We start from the raw sequence: 18,097 nt of genomic DNA, 5'->3' as shown, positions 1-18,097 counted from the left end.
CCCCCTGCCATGAACCCATTGATGACCCGCGGGTCCGACCTCCAGCGTGCCGGCACGGCCTTGTCGGTCAACGTCAACAAGGTCGCGCTGCTGCGCAACACGCGCACGCTCGGTGTGCCGAGCGTGGTGCGCGCGGCCACGCTCTGCCTCGAGGCGGGGGCCGACGGCATCACGGTGCACCCCCGCCCCGACGAACGCCACATTCGCCCCCACGACGTATTCGACCTCGCCGGGTTGCTCAAGGCATGGCCAGGTGCCGAATTCAACATCGAAGGCAACCCGTTCCACAACCTGCTCGACCTGGCCCGCGAGGTGGTGGCCCGGGGCCTGCCGCTGCACCAGTGCACGCTCGTGCCCGACAGCGTCGAACAGTCCACCTCCGACCACGGTTGGCGCTTTCCCGAAGACGCTGAGCGGCTCGTACCGCTGATCGCCGAGGTGCGCGCACTGGGCGCCCGCGTCAGCCTGTTCATGGACCCGGTGCCCGAGGCCATGGCTGCGGCGCGGGCCGTGGGCGCCGACCGCGTCGAGCTCTACACCGAGTCGTACGCCCGGGCGTTTGCCGACGGCCGGCTCGACACCGTGCTGCCGGCGTTTGCCGAAACCGCACGCGCCGCGTGGCGCGAGGGGCTGGGTGTGAACGCTGGCCACGACCTCAGCCTGGACAACCTCACCGCCTTCCTGAAAGGGGTGCCGGGTGTGCAAGAGGTGTCGATCGGCCATGCGCTGGTGGGTGATGCGCTCGAATTCGGCCTGGCCGACACCGTGCGCCACTACCTTCAGTGCGTGCGCGAGGGCAACGCATGATCTACGGCGTCGGCACCGACCTTTGTGACATCCGGCGCATCGCCGCGTCGCTGGAACGGCGCGGTGACCGCTTCGCCGAGAAGGTGCTCGGCCCGAACGAGATCACCGTGTTCCACGCACGCCGGTCGCGTGTGGCGGCACGGGGGTTGAGCTACCTCGCGAGCCGCTTCTCGGCGAAGGAGGCGTTTTCCAAGGCCATCGGGCTCGGCATGCACATGCCGATGACCTGGCGCGCCTGCGAGATCCTCAACGCCGCGAGCGGCAAACCCGAGATCCGCCTGCATGGTGCGTTGGCCCACTGGTTCGCCGCGCGCCGCCTGGTGGCCCATGTGACCGTCACCGACGAACAGGACTACGCTGCCAGCTTCGTGGTGGTGGAAACCACCGAATCACAACGAGAAGACCGATCATGACCCAACACGCACCCGTTGTCCTCGACATCGCGGGCACCACGCTCAACGCCGATGACCGCCGCCGCCTCCAGCACCCGCTCACGGGCGGCCTGATCCTTTTCGCCCGCAACTGGGTGGACCGCGGCCAACTCGTGGAACTCACCAACGAGATCAAGTCGGTGCGGCCGGACGTGCTGATCTGCGTGGACCACGAGGGCGGGCGGGTGCAGCGCTTTCGCACCGATGGCTTCACCCACTTGCCCCCTATGCGGGCGCTGGGCGAGCTGTGGCACCACGACGGGTCTGCCGGGGCGGGTACGGGCGCACTGACCGCCACTGACGCTGCCACGGCCGCCGGGTACGTGCTGGGTGCCGAGCTGCGTGCGTGCGGGGTCGACCTGGCGTTCACACCCGTGCTCGACCTGGACCACGGCGCATCCGGCGTCATCGGCGACCGGGCGTTCCACCGCGACGCCCGGGTCACCACGGTGCTGGCCAAGAGCCTGATGCACGGCCTGCTGCTGTCCGGCATGGCCAACTGCGGTAAACATTACCCGGGGCACGGGTTCGTGAAGGCCGACAGCCACACCGACGTCCCGGTCGACAAACGTGCGCTGAAGGCCATTCTCTCTGACGATGCGCGGCCCTATGAGTGGCTGAGCACCAGTCTGGCGAGCGTGATGCCCGCACACGTGATTTACCCGAAAGTCGATAACAGGCCGGCAGGATTTTCCGCTCGCTGGCTGAAGGACATCCTTCGATTGCAACTGGGTTTCACCGGCGCTGTGTTCAGCGACGACTTGAGCATGGAAGGTGCGCGCCGCATCGACGGCACCGTGGTGCCATACGCCCACGCCGCCACCGTGGCCCTGAACGCCGGCTGTGACCTGGTGCTGCTGTGCAACCAGTCGCTGGGTGATGGCCGGGCGGTGGACGAACTGCTCGATGGCCTTGAGGCAGGGCTCGCGCACGGCAGCTGGGCGGCCGACCCGGACAGCGAGGCCCGTCGGGTTGCGCTGCTGCCGCAATCGGCGCCCCTGACGTGGGACACGTTGATGCATCATCCTGCCTACCAACGCGCGCTGGAGCGGCTGCCGTGATTTTTTCACGCTGCGGTGCAGCAGCTGGTTCGATCCTTGCTGCAGCGGCGTGTTCGCATTGCTTTTTGAAACCCTTTCCGACGACGTTACCGTGATCACCGCAGCCCCCGCCGTCATCAACAACCCGTACCGGCATTTCACCGCTGCGGACACCGTGTCGATTCGCGGCAGGACCCTTGGCCTCGGCGACCTGGTCGATCCGAAACTGTTCGACCGGCAGTACATCCAGAAGGTCCGCGACCGCGTGGCCCAGGCCCAGCCGTTCCGGCACCTGAGCGAGGTGGGTTGGTTCAACCCGGTGCTGCTGGAGCTGGCCAGCGAGGAATTCGAGGTGCTGTCGTCGCCCGAGTGGACGGAGTGGACGAGCCGCCACCAGAAGATCTTCCGGTCGCCGCCCACGCTGCCGTTCGGGCCGGCGTCCACGCTGTACTTCAGCATCGCCAATTCGGGCTGGTTCGTCGACCTGATGGCTCACTTGATGCAGACACCACCGCTGATCGCCGATGCCCAGTTGCACGCCGGCGGCCTGCACGAATCACGCAACGGGGGCCGCTTTGGCATCCACCGCGATTTCGACCGCCATCACCAGACCGGCCTGAACAACGAGATGGCCATGATGACGTACCTCAACAAGGACTGGGATCCGGCCTGGGGTGGGGCGCTCGAACTCTGGGACAAGCACCAGAAGCACGCCGTCGCGAGCATCCAGCCTGATTTCAACCGGGTGGTGGTGCTGTGCCACGGGCCCGAAAGCTTCCACGGCCATCCCGAGCCCATGAAGCTGCCCGAGGGCCGCACGCGGCGTTCGCTGTCCACGTACTACTACAGCAGCCACATCCGGACCGCGGAAGCCAACAAGGCGCCGCAGTCCACCCAATTCCTGATCGTGAAGCCGCAGGAGCGTGCGCGCGAGATGGCGCGCAGCCTTGCGCCACCGATCCTCTGGGACGCGCTGAAGCGCACCTTCGGCCGCTGAGCTGAGCCCACCGGCGGCGCCGCTGCTGCCCGGCTTCCTGCCTCCTCCATGAAAAACGGCGCGCCAAAGCGCGCCGTTCCTTGACCCTGCCAGGCGTCAGTTCGTCTCGAACGGCAGGCGCACCTGCGACAGGTCCTTGCGGGTCTCGACCAGCACCAGCGGGCCGTCGTCGGCCAACACCACCGGCTTGATCTCGCGCGGCACGTGAGCTGGTTTCGGCTCGTTGGCGATGGCGATCTGCGCGGCGCGGATCTTGTCCGCGTCGGAGTTCACCCACTGAAGGCCATGCTGTTCGGCCACGGCTTCCAGTTCACCGATGGGCAGCGCGTAGGCGGCCGGTGCCGGTGCCGCGACGGGCGCGGCGGCCACCGGCACAGGGGCCGGTGCGGGCACGGGTGCCGGCGCAGCCTCTGCCACCGCGGGGGCTGGTGCAGCGACCAGTACCGGCGTGGGGGCGGGGGCTTCGGCCACGACAGCCACCGGGGCGGTGGCCACGGTGTCGGCTGCGGCTTCGGTGGCAACCTCGACAGGGCGGGTCAGGTCGGCAGCCACGTCACCGGTGGATTCCAGCGTGGCCTGCTGGCCTTCCGCGCCTTCTTCACCACGGCGCTGGCGGTCACGTCCCCGGCCGCGGTTGCGGCGGCGGCCTTCGCGTTCACCCGGTTCCGAGGCCACACCGTCTTCGCCCGTCACCGGGGCGGCGTCGACTGCATTGGACGGTGCCAGTTCGGCATCGGTGCCCGCGGCCACCGGCACGAGGCCGGCCACGGCCTGGGTGTCATCAGCGTCGGCCACGGCGTCGGTGGTGCCATCGGCGCCACGTGTGTCGTCGCGGTCGCGGCCACCGCGGCCGCCACGGCGGTTGCGGCGGCGGCCGGTGCGTTCACCGGTCTCGGCGCCGGCTTCGGGCGTGTCGCCGCCTGGCACGGTGTCGACAAAGGCGCGGGCCTGCACGGCTTCCTCGGCGCCGGTTTCGACCGGTGCGTTGGCACGGACCTCACGGTCCTGGCGCGGACCACGGCGGCCTTCGCCCCGTTCACCACGCTCGCCACGGCCTTCTTCGCGCTGGGCGGGTGCGCCGTCGGCGCGGGCTTCCTGGCCACGGCCGCGGTCACCGCGTTCGCTGCGCTCACCACGTTCACCACGCGGCGGACGCGCGGTTTCGGCGCCGGCTTCGACCGGTGCGTCGGTGCGCTCGCCGCGGCGGGCATTGCGGCCTTCACGACCTTCACCACCACGCTCGCCACGGGCTTCCGAACGTTCGCCCCCGCGTTGTTCACCGCGGTCGCCACGCGGGCCGCGCTCGCCTCGTTCACCACGTTCACCACGCGGTTCGCCGTCGCGTTTGCCATCACGGCCGCCGCGGCCGTTGCCACGGTTGCCACGACCACTGCGGTCACCGCGATCGCCACGGCCTTCCTTGGTTTCGACAGCCGGCGCCTCGGCCGGGGCTGCGACCGGTGCCGGGGCGGCTGCGCCACCGAACAGGTTCTTCAGCCAGCCGAAGAAGCCGCCGCTCGGGGCGGGTGCGGCCGCCACGGGGGCGGGCGCCACCACGGGCGCTGCAGCGACGGGGGCAGCTTCGGGTTTCGGCACGGCCACGGGAGCCGGCGTGTCGGGCAGGATGCCCTTGATGACCGGTTCCTGCTTGGCCTTGAACTTCTCGCGGCGGGTGATGCCGACTTCGTCGTCCGGCTCCTCGATCATCGAGTAGCTGACCTGCAGGTTCTCGAGGCGCGGATCGTCGTGGCGCAGGCGCTCGAGGCGGTAGTTCGGGGTGTCGAGGTGCTTGTTCGGCACGAGCAACACGGTGATGCGCTGCTTCAGCTCGATCTTGGCGATTTCGGTGCGCTTCTCGTTCAGCAGGAACGAGGTCACTTCCACCGGCACCTGCACGTGCACGGCGGCGGTGTTCTCCTTCATCGACTCTTCCTGCACCATGCGCAGGATCTGCAGCGCGCTGGATTCGGTGTCGCGGATGTGGCCGGTGCCGTTGCAGCGCGGGCAGGTGATGTGGCTGCCTTCGGAGAGGGCCGGGCGCAGACGCTGGCGGCTCAGTTCGAGCAGGCCGAACTTGCTGATGGAGCTGAACTGCACACGGGCGCGATCCTGGCGCAGTGCGTCGCGCAGGCGGTTCTCGACGTCGCGGCGGTTCTTCGACTCTTCCATGTCGATGAAGTCGACGACGATGAGGCCGCCCAAGTCGCGCAGGCGCATCTGGCGCGCGATTTCATCGGCGGCTTCGAGGTTCGTGCGGGTGGCCGTTTCCTCGATGTCGCTGCCGCGCGTGGAGCGGGCCGAGTTGACGTCGACCGACACGAGCGCTTCGGTGTGGTCGATCACGATGGCGCCGCCGGACGGCAGGTTCACCGTGCGCGAGAACGCGGTTTCGATCTGGTGTTCGATCTGGAAGCGGCTGAACAGCGGCGCATCGTCGCGGTAGCGCTTCACCTTCGATGCCGATTCCGGCATCACGTGGCTCATGAACTGCTGGGCCTGGTCGTAGATGTCGTCGGTGTCGATCAGGATCTCGCCCACGTCCGCGGTGAAGTAGTCACGGATGGCACGGATCACGAGGGACGATTCCTGGTAGATCAGGAACGCACCCTTGCCCGCCTGTGCGGCGCCATCGATGGCCTTCCACAGGGTGAGCATGTAATTCAGGTCCCACTGCAGCTCGACCGCGGTGCGGCCGATGCCGGCGGTGCGGGCGATCAGGCTCATGCCCTTCGGGTACTCGAGCTGGTCGAGGTTTTCCTTGAGTTCCTCGCGGTCCTCGCCCTCGATGCGGCGCGACACACCGCCCCCACGCGGGTTGTTGGGCATCAGCACCAGGTAACGGCCGGCCAGCGACACGAACGTGGTGAGGGCGGCGCCCTTGTTGCCGCGCTCTTCCTTTTCGACCTGCACGAGCAGCTGGTCGCCTTCCTTGATGGCGTCCTGGATGCGCGCGTTGCGCACGTCCACGCCGTCACGGAAGTAGTTGCGCGAGATCTCCTTGAACGGCAGGAAGCCGTGGCGGTCTTCGCCGTAGTCGACGAAACAGGCTTCGAGCGATGGCTCGACGCGGGTCACGACGGCCTTGTAGATGTTGCCCTTGCGTTGTTCCCGGCCTTCGATTTCGGTCTCGAAGTCGAGCAGCTTCTGGCCATCGACGATCGCGAGCCGGCGTTCTTCTGCCTGCGTCGCATTGATCAGCATGCGTTTCATGTGCACTCCTTGGCCGCACCCGCGGAGCGGGACACGGCAACCATCAACATGTCGCCCCCGAGGTCAGTCAGGGGCGACGGATCGATGCACGAGAAACGTTGCTGAACCGGAAGGAATCGCCCTGGACTGTCTGAACGTGGTGCCGATCAGTCGATCGGCCGTTCGGGCAGCGTTGGCGCATGCGTGGTGGAAGGCAAAGCGGGCCGCGAGGCCGCGGCTCCGGGGCCGCCCACGGCGCTGCCTGCGCGCGGGTAGCGCGTGGGGCAGGGTGGGGTGGGGGCCGGGAACTTCATCCGCTTTATTCTTTGGACGCGGGTGGCAGACGCCGGAACCTTTGTTGCTGAGCCGCCACCGTACTTCGGTGTTGTCTCGGGTCCGATGTCTACCGCCTGAAAACCTTTTTGCAGGGGTTCGTTCTTGTTTCTCTGCCGTGCCGGGCCTCGCGCCGCCTTGTCACATGGGGACAGGGCCTGTCGCGCACCGGGCACGTTGCATCACCTTGTGGCCGGATTACTCTCCGGCCGCCGCGTTACGCCGCAGGTGCGACGTTAAACTCTGGAAAATCAAACACTTACGACGATAACGTGGTGCATCGCATTATAGAGGCCAAACCGCCGGGCCCCGCAAGCGCCAAACCGGCAGTCCTGAACGTCGTCGTGGACGAGGGTTCCGAGGGCCAGCGCCTCGACAATTTCCTGCTGAAATTCCTGAAGGGTGTGCCGAAGACGCACGTCTACCGGGTGATCCGCTCGGGTGAGGTGCGTGTCAACAAGGGCCGTGCCGCGGCCGACACGCGCCTTGCGCTCGGCGACGTGGTGCGCGTGCCGCCGGTGCGCGTGGCCGATCGAGAGGACGTTCCGGCCGCCCCGGCCCGTGAATTTCCCGTCGTGTTCGAGGACGACCACCTGCTGGCCGTCAACAAGCCGGCCGGCGTGGCCGTGCACGGCGGCAGCGGGGTGAGCTCCGGCGTGATCGAGCAGTTGCGCCGGGCGCGGCCGCAGGCCAAATTCCTCGAATTGGTGCACCGGCTCGACAAGGAGACATCGGGCCTGCTGCTGATCGCCAAGCGCCGGTCGGCGCTGGTGGCGCTGCAGGAACAGTTCCGCAGCCGTGAAACAGGCAAGACCTACGCGGCGCTCGTCAATGGCGCCTGGCCCGAGAAGGTCAAGGTGATCGACGTGCCGCTGCACAAGTTCCTGACCGCAGAGGGCGAACGCCGCGTGCGCACCGTGGACGCCGACCACGACGACGGCCGCCGCTCCATCACCCTCGTGAGGGTGGCCGCCCGCTTCGCGGCGTTCACGTTGCTGGACGTGACCATCAAGACCGGCCGCACCCACCAGATCCGGGTGCACCTCGCCCACGAGGGGCATCCGATCGCGGGCGACGAGAAGTACGGCGACTTCGCCGTCAACAAGGCGCTCGCCCGAGGCGAGGCCTTGCCAGGGCACCGGTTCGACCGGATGTTCCTGCACGCCCGCCGCCTGCGCTTCGATCACCCTGCCACTGGCGAGACGATCGAATTGGCTGCACCCTTGCCCCCCGAATGCCAGAAACTCGTGGAAGCGCTGACACCATGACCCGCCCCCGCCAATTCGACCTGATCGCCTTCGACTGGGATGGCACGCTATTCGACTCCACCGCGCTGATCGCACGGTGCATCCAGTCGGCCTGCGCAGACATGGGCGTGCCCGTGCCCAGCGACCGCGACGCGAGCTACGTCATCGGCATGGGCCTCGTCGAGGCGCTGCAGCATGCCGCGCCCGGCCTGCCGCGGGAGCGCTACCCGGAACTCGGCGACCGCTACCGCAAGCATTACTTCGCCCGCCAGCACGAGATCGTGCTGTTCGAGGGCACCGTGGCCATGCTGCAGGCGCTCAAGGCCCGCAACCACTGGCTCGCGGTCGCCACCGGCAAGTCGCGCCGAGGGCTCGACGAGGCGCTGGAGTCCGTCGAGTTGCGTGGCGTGTTCGACGGCAGCCGCACGGCAGATGAAACCGCCTCGAAGCCGAGCCCGCTGATGCTCAACGAGCTGATGCGCGAGTTCGGCGTGGACCCCGACCGCACGCTGATGATCGGCGACACCACCCACGACCTGGAGATGGCCCGCAACGCCGGCACGGCGAGCGTCGGTGTCAGCTACGGCGCGCACGAGCCCGCCACGTTCGAGGTGTATCCCACGCTGCACGTGGCCCATTCGGTGGCCGACCTCGCTGTCTGGCTCTCTGAACATGGTTGAACCCGTCCCCGCCGCACCTGCCGAATACGTCTGTGCGGCCGCGGACCTGGCCGAGCGCGGCCGTGCCATCGTGTTCAACGTGATGCACTTCCGCCAGCCGGCCCGGGCCTTCGCGCTGCGGTTCGACGGCCGTGTGGTGGCCTACCTGAACCGGTGCGTGCACGTGCCCACCGAGATGGACTGGCAGGAGGGCGAGTTCCTCGACCGCGACCGCGAGTTCATCATCTGTTCGATCCACGGCGCCGAGTACGAACCCCGCACCGGCCGCTGCGCCGGGGGGCCGTGCGGCCGCGGAAGCCTGACGGCGCTGCGGGTCGAGGAGCGCGACGGCGGGGTGTATTGGTATCCTTCCCGGGACACCCGTCCCGCGGTGTTCGACGAGCCCGGCGCACCTTCCGCGACGGGCACCTGAAAGACCTCCATGAATCCGCAAGACGAGATCCCCACCACCCCGGCGGCCCCTGTGCAGGCCCCACCCCCCGCCGCGGCGCCTGCCTGGAGCGGCCCGCTCGAGCAGTTGGCCCGCGAGTACCTGCGCGATCGCCGCAGCGACCGGCGCTGGCGTGTGTTCTTCCGGCTGATGTGGATCACGTTGTTCGGGCTGGTCATCTGGGCGTCGTTTGCGGCCCGCAACACCACGTCCGCGCCCAGCGGACCGCACACCGCGCTGGTCGAGGTGCGGGGTGAGATCGCCCCCGACACCGAGGCCAGCGCCGAAAACGTCGTGGCCGCGTTGCGCGCAGCGTTCGAGGATGAAGGCGCCCAGGCCGTGGTGCTGCGTTTCAACTCGCCGGGCGGCAGCCCGGTGCAGGCCGGACTCGTCAACGACGAGATCCACCGCCTGAAGGAACTGCACAAGAAGAAGGTCTATGCCGTGATCGAGGAAGCCTGCGCGTCGGGGGCCTACTACATCGCCGTGGCCGCCGACGAGATCTACACCGACAAGGCCAGCATCGTCGGCTCCATCGGGGTGCTGATGGACGGGTTCGGTTTCACGGGCACCATGGACAAGCTCGGCATCGAGCGCCGCCTGCTGACGGCCGGACAGAACAAAGGCATCGGCGACCCGTTCTCGCCCATGAGCGACAAGCAGAAGGCCTACACCCAGGTCATGCTCGACCAGATCCACCAGCAGTTCATCGACGTGGTGAAACAGGGCCGCGGCCAGCGGCTCAAGATCAGCGCCGACACCTTCTCCGGCCTGTACTGGAACGGCGAACAGGCCATCGAGATGGGCTTGGCCGATCACCTGGGCAGCCTCGATTACGTGGCCCGCGAGGTGGTGCAGGCCGCCGAGATCATCGACTACACGCCGAAGGAAAACGTGGCGGAACGCCTGGCCAAGCGATTCGGTGCTTCGGTGGGGGCGGGGGCGGTGAAGGCGCTGCGCAGCGTGGGGTCGATCCGCTGACGCAGCTTGTCACCCCGGCGAACGCCGGGGCCCACCGTGGGAGTCGCGGTGACAGCGGCCAGTGGGTCCCGACTTTCGTCGGGATGACGGGCCCCTACTTCAGCATGCCTTTTGTCTCGATGAACGAGATCACGTCGGCCAGGCCGGCGTGGGTCTTGAGGTTCGTCATGACAAACGGGCGCAGCCCTTGCGCATTGGTGCGCATGCGGGTGGTGTCGGCCGCCATCACGCCGAGGTCGGCGCCCACGTAGGGGGCCAGGTCGGTCTTGTTGATGACGAACAGGTCGCTTTTCGTGATGCCGGGGCCGCCCTTGCGCGGGATCTTTTCGCCGGCGGCCACGTCGATCACGTAGATCGTCAGGTCGCTGAGTTCCGGGCTGAAGGTGGCGGCCAGGTTGTCGCCTCCGGACTCGATGAACACGATGTCCGCGTTCGGGAACTTCTCGAGCATGCGGTCCACGGCCTCCAGGTTGATGGAGGCGTCCTCGCGGATTGCGGTGTGCGGGCACCCGCCCGTCTCCACACCCATGATGCGCTCGGCCTCCAGCGCCCCGGCGACCGTCAGCAGGCGCTGGTCTTCCTTCGTGTAGATGTCGTTCGTGACGACCACGAGGTCGTACTGCGTGCGCATCGCCTTGCACAGCATCTCGACGAGGGTGGTCTTGCCGGAGCCGACCGGGCCGCCGACGCCCACGCGGAGCGGCGGCAGTTTCTTGGTGCGGTGAGGTATGGAGTGCAGGCTGCTCATGCCTGCGATCATAAGGTTTACGCCGAGATGCCGACGGTCAAGGTGGCGATGTAGCCGGTGTCGACACTGCCCGACACCTCGGTCACCTGCAGCGTCACGCCGTCGCTGAACACGTTGTCGGTGGCAAAGGTGATGCTGGCGTAGTTGTTCACGCTGGCCGAGTAGCCGCTCGTGGCGTACACCGCGTCGCACACCGCGTCCGGGAACGCCAGCTGCGAGGTGCGAAGCTTGTTGACTGAACTCGTCGCGGTTGCCGTGCTGCGGTACACCTCGAAGTGCATGTGGGGCATGCGGCCGGCGTAGCAGCCGGGGAAGATGGTGGTGAACGCGACCTCGCCGCTGGCGTCGGTTTCCTGCACACCGCGCAGGTAGTTCTGGTCGGTCACCCCCGACGAGTACATCGAGTAGCGGCCTTCGCGGTCACAGTGCCACAGGTAGATCGCGTAGCCGGACAGGTCGGCACAGCTGCTCTGGGTGTTGACGAGGCGCAGGTTCATCAGCAGGGGCACCCCGGCGGCGGTGCCGGAGGCGCCGGCAAAGCTCGTGCGGATGTCGCTGCGCACGATGCCCGACAGCGCGAGGGCGTTGACGACCCCGCTGCTGTTGGAGTTCGAGCCGTCGCCCGGGTAGGGGCCGGCGGTTTCCTCGGGGATCACCGAACAGGTGCCGGTGGTGGTCGACCCGCTGGAGCCGGTGCCCGTGGTGGTGTCGGTGGACCCGGACGAGGTGGACGAGCTATCGGCATCATCGCCCCCGCCACAGGCCACCAGCGGCACCGCGGTCATGCCCGCGAGCCACAGCAGGGCCTTGCGGCGGCCGAACGATGCGGCCAGGGTGTTCAGGTCATGGGCGAGGCCATGGTCATGGTCGTGTTGTGGCATCGGGAATCTCCTCCGGTTTCAGAGGTTTTTAGTGTGGCGGGTTCCTGTATCGGGTGTTTCGCTGGTTTGTGTCGCGGCGGACACGATTGCGACGGGCGCACGGGGCAACCGCAATGTGGCCCGCAACCCGCCGTCGGGGCGGTTGGCGAGTTGCACGGTGCCTCCGTCGCGTCGGGCGAGGTCGCGCGCGATGTGCAGGCCAAGGCCGGCGCCACGTGGGGAACCGCCCGGGGAGGTGGGGTCGATGCGGTAGAACGGCTGGAACACCTCGCCGAGGCGGTCGGCGGGGATGCCCGGGCCGCGGTCGTCTACCGTGACCCGCACACCGTCCCCGTCTCCCGCCAGCCGCACCGCGGCCGAACCGGCATGGCCGAGTGCGTTGCCGATCAGGTTCGCGAGCACTCGGCGCAACGCGGCAGGGTGGGCGTCCACGAGGGCTGGTTCGGCCTGCAGCGTCACGGGGTGACCCTGTTCCGCCAGGTCGTCGGTCAGGGCCTGCAGCAGTGCGGCCAGGTCCACCCGCTCGGGGCGTCCGGCGCCGTGCTGTTCGCGCAGCAGGGACAGGGCGCCGTCGATCAGCGTGTCCATTTCCTGGATGTCGGCCACACAGCGGTCCGCCTGCGGGTGCCCGCCGAGCTGCTCGACGCGCATCCGCAGCCGGGCGAGAGGCGTGCGCAGGTCATGGGAGATCGAGGCCATCAGCAACTGCTGGGCGGCAAACTGGTCCTGCAACCGTGTGGACATGGCGTTGAACACCTCGGCCGCCTGGCGGACTTCCACCGTGCCCCGGCCCTCGTCGAGCCGCGGGGGAGGCAGGCCGCGGTGCAGCGCGTCTCCGATGGCCTGGGCCGCGCCGCTGAGCCGGCGGATCGGGGCCGACAACCCGCGGGCGCCCCACGCGGCCGCGAGCGCGATGGCCAGCGCCCGCACGGTGTAGTCGAGCCAGATCAGCGGCGGCGGTGGCGGCCCGCCCGGCCGGGGAGGCCCCGGCGGGGGCTGGTCGTGCCGAGGCCCGGGCATGTCCAGCGGCGGCAACGACGGCATGGGGGGAAGGCCGGGGCCGTGTGCCCCGGGCGGTTCAGCCCGGTGCGCGGCGAAATAACCCAGCAGGTGGCTGGCCACCAGGGCCACCCACATCAGCACGAACAGCCGCTTGAACAGCGTGTCGGACCACCAGCGCTTCATTGCGCCAGGTCGCCTTCGAATGAGTAACCCTCGCCCCGCACCGTGCGGATCAGCGACGGGTCCTCCATCTTCTGCCGGAGCCGGGAGATCGCCAGGTCGATGGCGCGGTCGGTGGTGTCGGCGCCCGGGGTGCGGGTGAGGTCGAGCAGGCGCTCGCGGCTCAGCACGCGGCGCGGGTGGTCCACGAACGCGGAGAGCAGCCGGAACTCGGCCGCGGACAACGCGAGCAGCACCCGGTCGGGCGACGTGAGCTGGCGGCGCACGCGGTCGAAGGTCCACCCGTTGAAGCGGGCGAGGGTGGCCGGCGGCGGAGCCGTGCCGGCACCGGTGCCCGTGCGCCGGAGCACGGCGTTGATGCGTGCCACCAGTTCGCGCGGTTCGAAGGGTTTGGGCAGGTAGTCGTCGGCCCCCAGCTCCAGGCCCACGATGCGGCTGGCCGGGTCACCCTGGGCCGTCAGCATCACGATGGGCAGGTGGGACGTCTTGCGGACGTCTCGGCACAGCTCGAGGCCGCTCGCGTCGGGCAGCATCAGGTCGAGCAGCAGCACGTCGAACCCGGGGGCGGCAGGTGCCAGCGCACGGCGCAGGCCGGCGCCGTCGGCCACTGCCGTGACCTGCATGCGGTAGCGCGCGAGGTAGTCGCACACCAGGGTGCGCAGTTCGGGATCGTCGTCGACCAGCAGCACGTGGATCATCGCGGCATCATGCCGCGGTTCGAGCCAGGCGTCAGGCCGGACTTTGCAACAGATCTCGCAGTTGGTCCGGGTGGAAGCGCCGGGCTGCGTCCTCGTGGGCGGCACGACCCATGTTGCGCCGCAGCTCCGGAGAGTCGATCAGCTGGGCGATGCTGGCCAGCAGCTGGTTCGGCGTGCTGCACAACAGGCCCGTTTCGCCGTGGCGCAGCACGTTGCGGATCTGCGGGGAATCCCAGGCCACGCACGGCAGGCCGAGCGCCATGGCTTCGGCGAGCAGCAGCGGGAAGTCCTGGGACGTGCCGGAGTAGGCCACGTAGATCCAGGCGCCGGCGAGCTTGGCCGCACGGGCTGGCGCGTCGTCTTCATCGAAGATGCCCACGTTGGCGGCTTTCAGGCGCGCGCGGGATTCGGCATCGACCCGGCCCACCCAGTTGAAGCTGAGGGCCATCGATTCTTCGCCGAGCAGCACGGCCATCTGGGCGAACTGGGCGGGGCCCATCGGATCGGTGGACGAGCTGCCGGCCACCACGAGCGGGCGGCGCGATTCCTGGCGCTCCCAGCCGAAGAAACGGGCGTCGACCCGGTGTTCCAGCAGGCGGATGGGCTGTTCGGCCTCGGCCGCGGCGGGCTGGGGCTTGCCCGTGGGTGCGGGCAGCGCCGGCCGCCGGGTCAGCGGCAGCAGTGCGCTGGCGCTCCGCAACACACCCAGCATGCGCGAGCCATGGGGCAGCAGGAAGAGCTTGGGCGACAGGCCGCAGAACCAGGCGGCGTACACCGCCACCATCGACGGCATCAGGCCGTGCAGGTGGATGGCGGCGACCGGCCGCGACGCGGCTTCCTGGCACAACACACGCACGGCATGCTTGAACCGGGCGACGGGCCCGGCATTCGAAGCCGGCAGTTCCAGGCGCACCGCCGGGTGGAACTTGGCCAGCATCGACGGATTGGGGGGATCCTCGAGCAGGATCACGGTCTGGGGAACACCGGTGTCCCCCAGGGCCTGGCTGGTGCTGCTGACAAACGCAAATGCCGATTCGGTCAACTTGCCGACCACATGCAGCACGGATTCATCGGTGAGCACGATGGCGGCGTGGGCCCTGTCCATCCATGACTCCTTCGGGGCGAACGGTGAAAAACAAGAAAGGGAAACCCGGCCCCGCCGGGCGGGGGGTGGATCAGCGCGCGCCGTCGCGGGCGAGCACGACCTTCACGGTTTTCAGCAGGATCGTGATGTCGCCCACCAGTGAGCGGCTGTCGATGTAGGCTTCGTCCAGCGCCACGCGTTCGGCGTAGGTGGTGTTGTTGCGGCCGCTGACCTGCCAGAGGCCGGTCATGCCCGGGCGCACGCTCAGGTAGTGCCAGCGCACGCGGCCGTAGCGGGTGAGTTCACCCACGGTGATGGGGCGCGGGCCCACGAGGCTCATCTCGCCACGCAGCACGTTGATGAGCTGCGGGAGTTCGTCGAGGCTCGTGCGGCGCAGGAAGTTGCCGATGGGGGTGACACGCGGGTCGTGGGTGAGCTTCTGGTCACGTTCCCATTCCGCGCGGGCGGCCGGGTCGGTGGCGAGGATCTCGGACAGCATCTGCTCCGAATTCCGGAACATGCTGCGGAATTTCAGGCAGCGGAACAGGCGGCCCTGGTGCCCCACACGGTAGTGGCCGAAAAGCACCGGGGCGCCGTCCTTGCGGATGATCATGGCGACGATCACGAGCATCAGCGGCCCGAGCAGCAACAGCAGCACGGCGGCGGCCAACTGGTTCATGCGCAGGTGGAATTGCTCGATGAAAGCGTTCGACAGGCCGGACTTTGGCCTGCGCATTGCTAGTAGAAGCTCGTGTGCTGCAGTCGGGACCATCTGGGAACTCCTTCACATTCGATGATGGCTTCAAGTGCAACTCCTGTGCCAATGCGGCAGTGCAGCATTCGTTTGGGGGGGTGGCAAGGGGTTTCGCTTCATAGAAACTCGTGAAAACATCCGCGACATCTCAGGGTTAACGCCCGTGCGTTTGTTTGTTGAATATGGCTGGAAGAATGTGCCGATCAGAGAGGTAGGAATTACATGTCGCTGACGCAATTACTAATCGTCCTTCGGGCCCGCTGGATCTCGTTTGTGCTGGTCCTGACCTGCGCTGGTGCGCTGGCGGTCGTTGCCAATGCATTGCTGCCCAAAAGGTACTCCGCAACGGCCAGTGTGGTGCTCGACGTGAAGTCGCCGGACCCCATCGCCGGGGTGGTGCTGCCGGGCGCCAACGCCTCGGGCTACATGGCCACGCAGGCCGACGTGTTCCGCAGCGAGCGGGTGGCCTTGCGCGCCATCCGGTCCATGGGCCTCGACAAGGACCCCAACCTGCAGCAGGTGTGGCGCGAGGCCACCCTGGGCGCCGGCGACTACAACGCCTGGCTGGCCGAGCTGCTGCTCGCCGGCCTCGACGTGCGGCCGGGCCGCGAGTCCAACGTGCTTGCGGTCAGCTACACCGCGAAGAGCCCGAAGCAGGCGGCCACCGTCGCCAACGCGTTTGTCGCGGCCTACGTGGGCACCACCCTCGACCTGCGCGTTGAACCGGCCAAGCAGTACAGCAGTTTCTTCGATGACCGCCTGAAGCAGGCGCGCGATGCACTCGAGGTCGCACAGGGCAAGCTGTCGGCATACCAGCAGAAGAAAGGGCTGATGGCCACCGACGAGCGGCTCGACGTGGAAAACGGCCGGCTCACCGAGCTGACCAGCCAGCTCGTGGCGCTGCAGGCCATCGCGAACGAATCCGCCGGCCGCGAAGGCCAGATGGGGGGCAACCCGAACCAGATGAGCGAGGTGCTGAACAACGGCCTCGTGTCGTCGCTGAAAGGTGACCTGGCCCGCCAGGAAGCCCGCCTGGACGAAATGAGCGCCAAGTTCGGCGACCAGCATCCGCAGGTGCTGGAGGCCAAGGCCAGCATTGCCCAGCTCCGCCAGAAGATCGACTCCGAGACCCGCCGCATCAGCGGATCGGTCACTGCCAACAACAGTGTGAACCAGCAGCGGCTCGGCCAGTTGCGGGCATCGGTGGAAGAGCAGCGCTCGAAGATGATGCTGCTCAAGGGGATGCGTGACGAAGCCGCGGTGCTGGTGCGGGATGTCGAAAACGCGCAGCGCGCGTACGACGCCGTGTCCGCCCGCATGAACCAGACGTCGATGGAAAGCCAGACCACGCAGACCAACGTCTCGGTGCTGAAGAATGCCTCGCTCCCGCTGGAGCCGTCGTCGCCCCGCACCAAGATCAACCTCGCCATCGCGATGGTGGTGGGCGTCTTGCTGGCGCTGGCCACCGTGATCGTGCGCGAGACGCTCGACCAGCGCCTGCGCACCGAAGACGACGTCATCAACTTCCTGAAGCAGCCGCTCCTTGGCGCGCTGCCCGTTCACAACCGCACCCGGCCCAACGGCCGGTTGCGTCTCGGCCTGTCCAAGGTCGGGATGTTCGGCGGCGGCAGCGTGCCGCGCCTGGCCAAGTGAACCCTCGACTTCGATCGGATCCCATGAACCGCCGTATTCCCCCGCCCTCGTTCATTGCGTCCTCCTTCTCCCCGCACGATGCCCGTCCGAACGGACAGGACGTCGCGCCGCAGGTGCTCGACCGGCACATCGGCGACTACATCCGGGAAGCCCGAGGCCTGTCCGAAGACCAGGTGGAGCAGATCCTGCACCACCAGCTGCACCACAACCTGCGCTTCGGCGAGGCGGCGGTGGCGCTCAAGCTGGCCACGCGCGAGGACGTGCTGTGGGCGCTATCGCAGCAGTTCCACTACCCGTACGCCGCCAGCGAGACGGCGCAGTTCCACGAGGAACTCGTCACCGCGATCGACCCGTTCTGCGACCAGGCCGAAGCGTTCCGCGAGGTGCGCAGCCAGCTGATGATGGGCGTGATGGGCAGCGACAAGCCCCGCCGCGCGCTCGCCGTCATGAGCCCCGACAGTGGCGACGGGAAGAGTTTCTTCGCCAGCAACATGGCCATCTCGTTCAGCCAGCTGGGGGGGCGCACGCTGCTGGTGGACGCCGACATGCGCACGCCGCGCCAGCACCAGCTGTTCGGTGTGCCCAACCAGTCGGGCCTGAGCGGCATCCTGGCCGGCCGGGCCGAAGCCAACGTGATCCACCAGGTGCGCGACCTGCCGTCACTGCACGTGCTGCCGGTGGGCACCACACCGCCGAACCCGCTCGAGCTGGTGCAGCGTGCGGGTTTCGGGCTGCTGATGCAGGAGCTGCTCAGCAAGTTCGACCACGTGGTGGTGGACACCCCGGCCGACACCCACGGCGCCGACGCGCGGGTCGTGGCGTCGAAGTGTGGTGCGGCCATCGTGCTCACCCGCCCCGGAAAAACGCGCGTGAAGCCCACGCAGAAGCTGATCAGCGCCATCAACAAGACACCCACCAAGCTCGCGGGTGTCATGTTCAACGAGTACTGAGGAAGCGGCGCA

17 protein-coding genes are annotated in these 18,097 nt (G+C 68.1%); 10 read left to right on the top strand and 7 right to left on the bottom strand.

Going from position 1 to position 18,097, the window contains the following annotated elements; genetic code table 11:
- Positions 1 to 9: 9 nt before the first annotated feature.
- The 4 genes from ASC87_RS17620 to ASC87_RS17605 all read left to right on the top strand — a co-directional run bounded on the left by ASC87_RS17620 (position 10) and on the right by ASC87_RS17605 (position 3,275).
- Positions 10 to 807 carry a pyridoxine 5'-phosphate synthase gene (locus tag ASC87_RS17620; RefSeq protein ID WP_082568701.1) on the top strand — a complete coding sequence of 266 codons (798 nt, stop codon included), beginning with the start codon at positions 10 to 12 and terminating at the stop codon, positions 805 to 807.
- Positions 804 to 1,220 (top strand): holo-ACP synthase, encoded by a 417-nt coding sequence (acpS, locus tag ASC87_RS17615; protein ID WP_056664819.1) that lies wholly within the window; start codon positions 804 to 806, stop codon positions 1,218 to 1,220. The genes ASC87_RS17620 and acpS overlap by 4 nt, the downstream gene beginning before the upstream one ends.
- A complete protein-coding gene (nagZ, locus tag ASC87_RS17610; protein WP_056664816.1) occupies positions 1,217 to 2,299 on the top strand; it encodes a beta-N-acetylhexosaminidase in 1,083 nt (360 codons plus the stop codon). Before acpS ends, nagZ begins: the two co-directional genes overlap by 4 nt.
- Before the next feature lie 91 nt (positions 2,300 to 2,390).
- A complete protein-coding gene (locus ASC87_RS17605) occupies positions 2,391 to 3,275 on the top strand; it encodes a 2OG-Fe(II) oxygenase (protein ID WP_056664813.1) in 885 nt (294 codons plus the stop codon).
- 96 nt (positions 3,276 to 3,371) lie between these two features.
- On the opposite strand, the gene ASC87_RS17600 is transcribed toward ASC87_RS17605, so the two are convergent.
- Positions 3,372 to 6,485 carry an Rne/Rng family ribonuclease gene (locus ASC87_RS17600; RefSeq protein ID WP_056664811.1) on the bottom strand — a complete coding sequence of 1,038 codons (3,114 nt, stop codon included), beginning with the start codon at positions 6,483 to 6,485 and terminating at the stop codon, positions 3,372 to 3,374.
- Between the two features lie 644 nt (positions 6,486 to 7,129).
- Between ASC87_RS17600 and ASC87_RS17595 the strand changes: the two genes are divergently transcribed.
- Genes ASC87_RS17595 through ASC87_RS17580 form a run of 4 tightly spaced genes read left to right on the top strand, consistent with a single transcriptional unit; the run spans position 7,130 to position 10,135 of the window.
- On the top strand, positions 7,130 to 8,065 hold the full coding sequence (locus ASC87_RS17595) for an RluA family pseudouridine synthase (RefSeq protein ID WP_056665102.1): 936 nt from the start codon (positions 7,130 to 7,132) through the stop codon (positions 8,063 to 8,065).
- The gene (locus tag ASC87_RS17590) at positions 8,062 to 8,724 is read left to right on the top strand and encodes an HAD family hydrolase (protein ID WP_235582198.1); all 663 of its coding nucleotides are present in this window, start codon (positions 8,062 to 8,064) and stop codon (positions 8,722 to 8,724) included. The genes ASC87_RS17595 and ASC87_RS17590 overlap by 4 nt, the downstream gene beginning before the upstream one ends.
- Positions 8,717 to 9,136 (top strand): Rieske 2Fe-2S domain-containing protein, encoded by a 420-nt coding sequence (locus ASC87_RS31950; RefSeq protein WP_056664804.1) that lies wholly within the window; start codon positions 8,717 to 8,719, stop codon positions 9,134 to 9,136. Before ASC87_RS17590 ends, ASC87_RS31950 begins: the two co-directional genes overlap by 8 nt.
- A gap of 9 nt (positions 9,137 to 9,145) precedes the next feature.
- On the top strand, positions 9,146 to 10,135 hold the full coding sequence (locus tag ASC87_RS17580) for a S49 family peptidase (RefSeq protein ID WP_056664801.1): 990 nt from the start codon (positions 9,146 to 9,148) through the stop codon (positions 10,133 to 10,135).
- Between the two features lie 94 nt (positions 10,136 to 10,229).
- Here the strand turns inward: ASC87_RS17580 and ureG are convergent, their stop codons facing one another.
- The 6 genes from ureG to ASC87_RS17550 form a co-directional block, all read right to left on the bottom strand.
- Positions 10,230 to 10,883 carry an urease accessory protein UreG gene (gene ureG / locus ASC87_RS17575; protein ID WP_056665099.1) on the bottom strand — a complete coding sequence of 218 codons (654 nt, stop codon included), beginning with the start codon at positions 10,881 to 10,883 and terminating at the stop codon, positions 10,230 to 10,232.
- Positions 10,884 to 10,900: 17 nt separating this feature from the next.
- Positions 10,901 to 11,764 carry a hypothetical protein gene (locus tag ASC87_RS17570; protein WP_056664798.1) on the bottom strand — a complete coding sequence of 288 codons (864 nt, stop codon included), beginning with the start codon at positions 11,762 to 11,764 and terminating at the stop codon, positions 10,901 to 10,903.
- Positions 11,765 to 11,782: 18 nt separating this feature from the next.
- Complete coding sequence (locus ASC87_RS17565) at positions 11,783 to 12,949, bottom strand: ATP-binding protein (protein ID WP_056664795.1); 1,167 nt, start codon at positions 12,947 to 12,949, stop codon at positions 11,783 to 11,785.
- Complete coding sequence (locus ASC87_RS17560; protein WP_056664791.1) at positions 12,946 to 13,644, bottom strand: response regulator; 699 nt, start codon at positions 13,642 to 13,644, stop codon at positions 12,946 to 12,948. The genes ASC87_RS17565 and ASC87_RS17560 overlap by 4 nt, the downstream gene beginning before the upstream one ends.
- A 31-nt stretch (positions 13,645 to 13,675) precedes the next feature.
- Complete coding sequence (locus tag ASC87_RS17555; protein ID WP_056664789.1) at positions 13,676 to 14,749, bottom strand: glycosyltransferase; 1,074 nt, start codon at positions 14,747 to 14,749, stop codon at positions 13,676 to 13,678.
- Positions 14,750 to 14,819: 70 nt separating this feature from the next.
- Entirely contained in the window at positions 14,820 to 15,464 is a 645-nt protein-coding gene (locus tag ASC87_RS17550; protein WP_235582197.1) for a sugar transferase, read from the bottom strand.
- Between the two features lie 240 nt (positions 15,465 to 15,704).
- On the opposite strand from ASC87_RS17550, the gene epsF reads away from it, so the two are divergent.
- Complete coding sequence (epsF, locus tag ASC87_RS17545; protein WP_056664784.1) at positions 15,705 to 17,135, top strand: chain length determinant protein EpsF; 1,431 nt, start codon at positions 15,705 to 15,707, stop codon at positions 17,133 to 17,135.
- Between the two features lie 23 nt (positions 17,136 to 17,158).
- Entirely contained in the window at positions 17,159 to 18,085 is a 927-nt protein-coding gene (locus ASC87_RS17540; protein WP_056664781.1) for a polysaccharide biosynthesis tyrosine autokinase, read from the top strand.
- Positions 18,086 to 18,097 lie beyond the last annotated feature (12 nt).

This window comes from Rhizobacter sp. Root1221 (assembly GCF_001425785.1).
In the GTDB taxonomy this organism is placed as follows: Bacteria; Pseudomonadota; Gammaproteobacteria; order Burkholderiales; family Burkholderiaceae_C; genus Rhizobacter.
The sequence above is the reverse complement of the archived record's forward strand: the minus strand, read 5'-3'. Positions and strand labels throughout refer to the sequence as shown.

What these genes read in the sequence shown, in the direction of transcription:
- ASC87_RS17540 (WP_056664781.1), top strand. Translation starts at nt 17,159, where the DNA reads ATGAACCGCCGTATTCCCCCGCCCTCGTTCATTGCGTCCTCCTTCTCC.
- ASC87_RS17570 (WP_056664798.1), bottom strand. Translation starts at nt 11,764, where the DNA reads ATGCCACAACACGACCATGACCATGGCCTCGCCCATGACCTGAACACC.
- nagZ (WP_056664816.1), top strand. Translation starts at nt 1,217, where the DNA reads ATGACCCAACACGCACCCGTTGTCCTCGACATCGCGGGCACCACGCTC.
- ASC87_RS17580 (WP_056664801.1), top strand. Translation starts at nt 9,146, where the DNA reads ATGAATCCGCAAGACGAGATCCCCACCACCCCGGCGGCCCCTGTGCAG.
- ASC87_RS31950 (WP_056664804.1), top strand. Translation starts at nt 8,717, where the DNA reads ATGGTTGAACCCGTCCCCGCCGCACCTGCCGAATACGTCTGTGCGGCC.
- ASC87_RS17620 (WP_082568701.1), top strand. Translation starts at nt 10, where the DNA reads ATGAACCCATTGATGACCCGCGGGTCCGACCTCCAGCGTGCCGGCACG.
- ASC87_RS17555 (WP_056664789.1), bottom strand. Translation starts at nt 14,749, where the DNA reads ATGGACAGGGCCCACGCCGCCATCGTGCTCACCGATGAATCCGTGCTG.
- acpS (WP_056664819.1), top strand. Translation starts at nt 804, where the DNA reads ATGATCTACGGCGTCGGCACCGACCTTTGTGACATCCGGCGCATCGCC.
- ureG (WP_056665099.1), bottom strand. Translation starts at nt 10,883, where the DNA reads ATGAGCAGCCTGCACTCCATACCTCACCGCACCAAGAAACTGCCGCCG.
- epsF (WP_056664784.1), top strand. Translation starts at nt 15,705, where the DNA reads ATGTCGCTGACGCAATTACTAATCGTCCTTCGGGCCCGCTGGATCTCG.
- ASC87_RS17560 (WP_056664791.1), bottom strand. Translation starts at nt 13,644, where the DNA reads ATGATCCACGTGCTGCTGGTCGACGACGATCCCGAACTGCGCACCCTG.
- ASC87_RS17550 (WP_235582197.1), bottom strand. Translation starts at nt 15,464, where the DNA reads ATGCGCAGGCCAAAGTCCGGCCTGTCGAACGCTTTCATCGAGCAATTC.
- ASC87_RS17590 (WP_235582198.1), top strand. Translation starts at nt 8,062, where the DNA reads ATGACCCGCCCCCGCCAATTCGACCTGATCGCCTTCGACTGGGATGGC.
- ASC87_RS17600 (WP_056664811.1), bottom strand. Translation starts at nt 6,485, where the DNA reads ATGAAACGCATGCTGATCAATGCGACGCAGGCAGAAGAACGCCGGCTC.
- ASC87_RS17565 (WP_056664795.1), bottom strand. Translation starts at nt 12,949, where the DNA reads ATGAAGCGCTGGTGGTCCGACACGCTGTTCAAGCGGCTGTTCGTGCTG.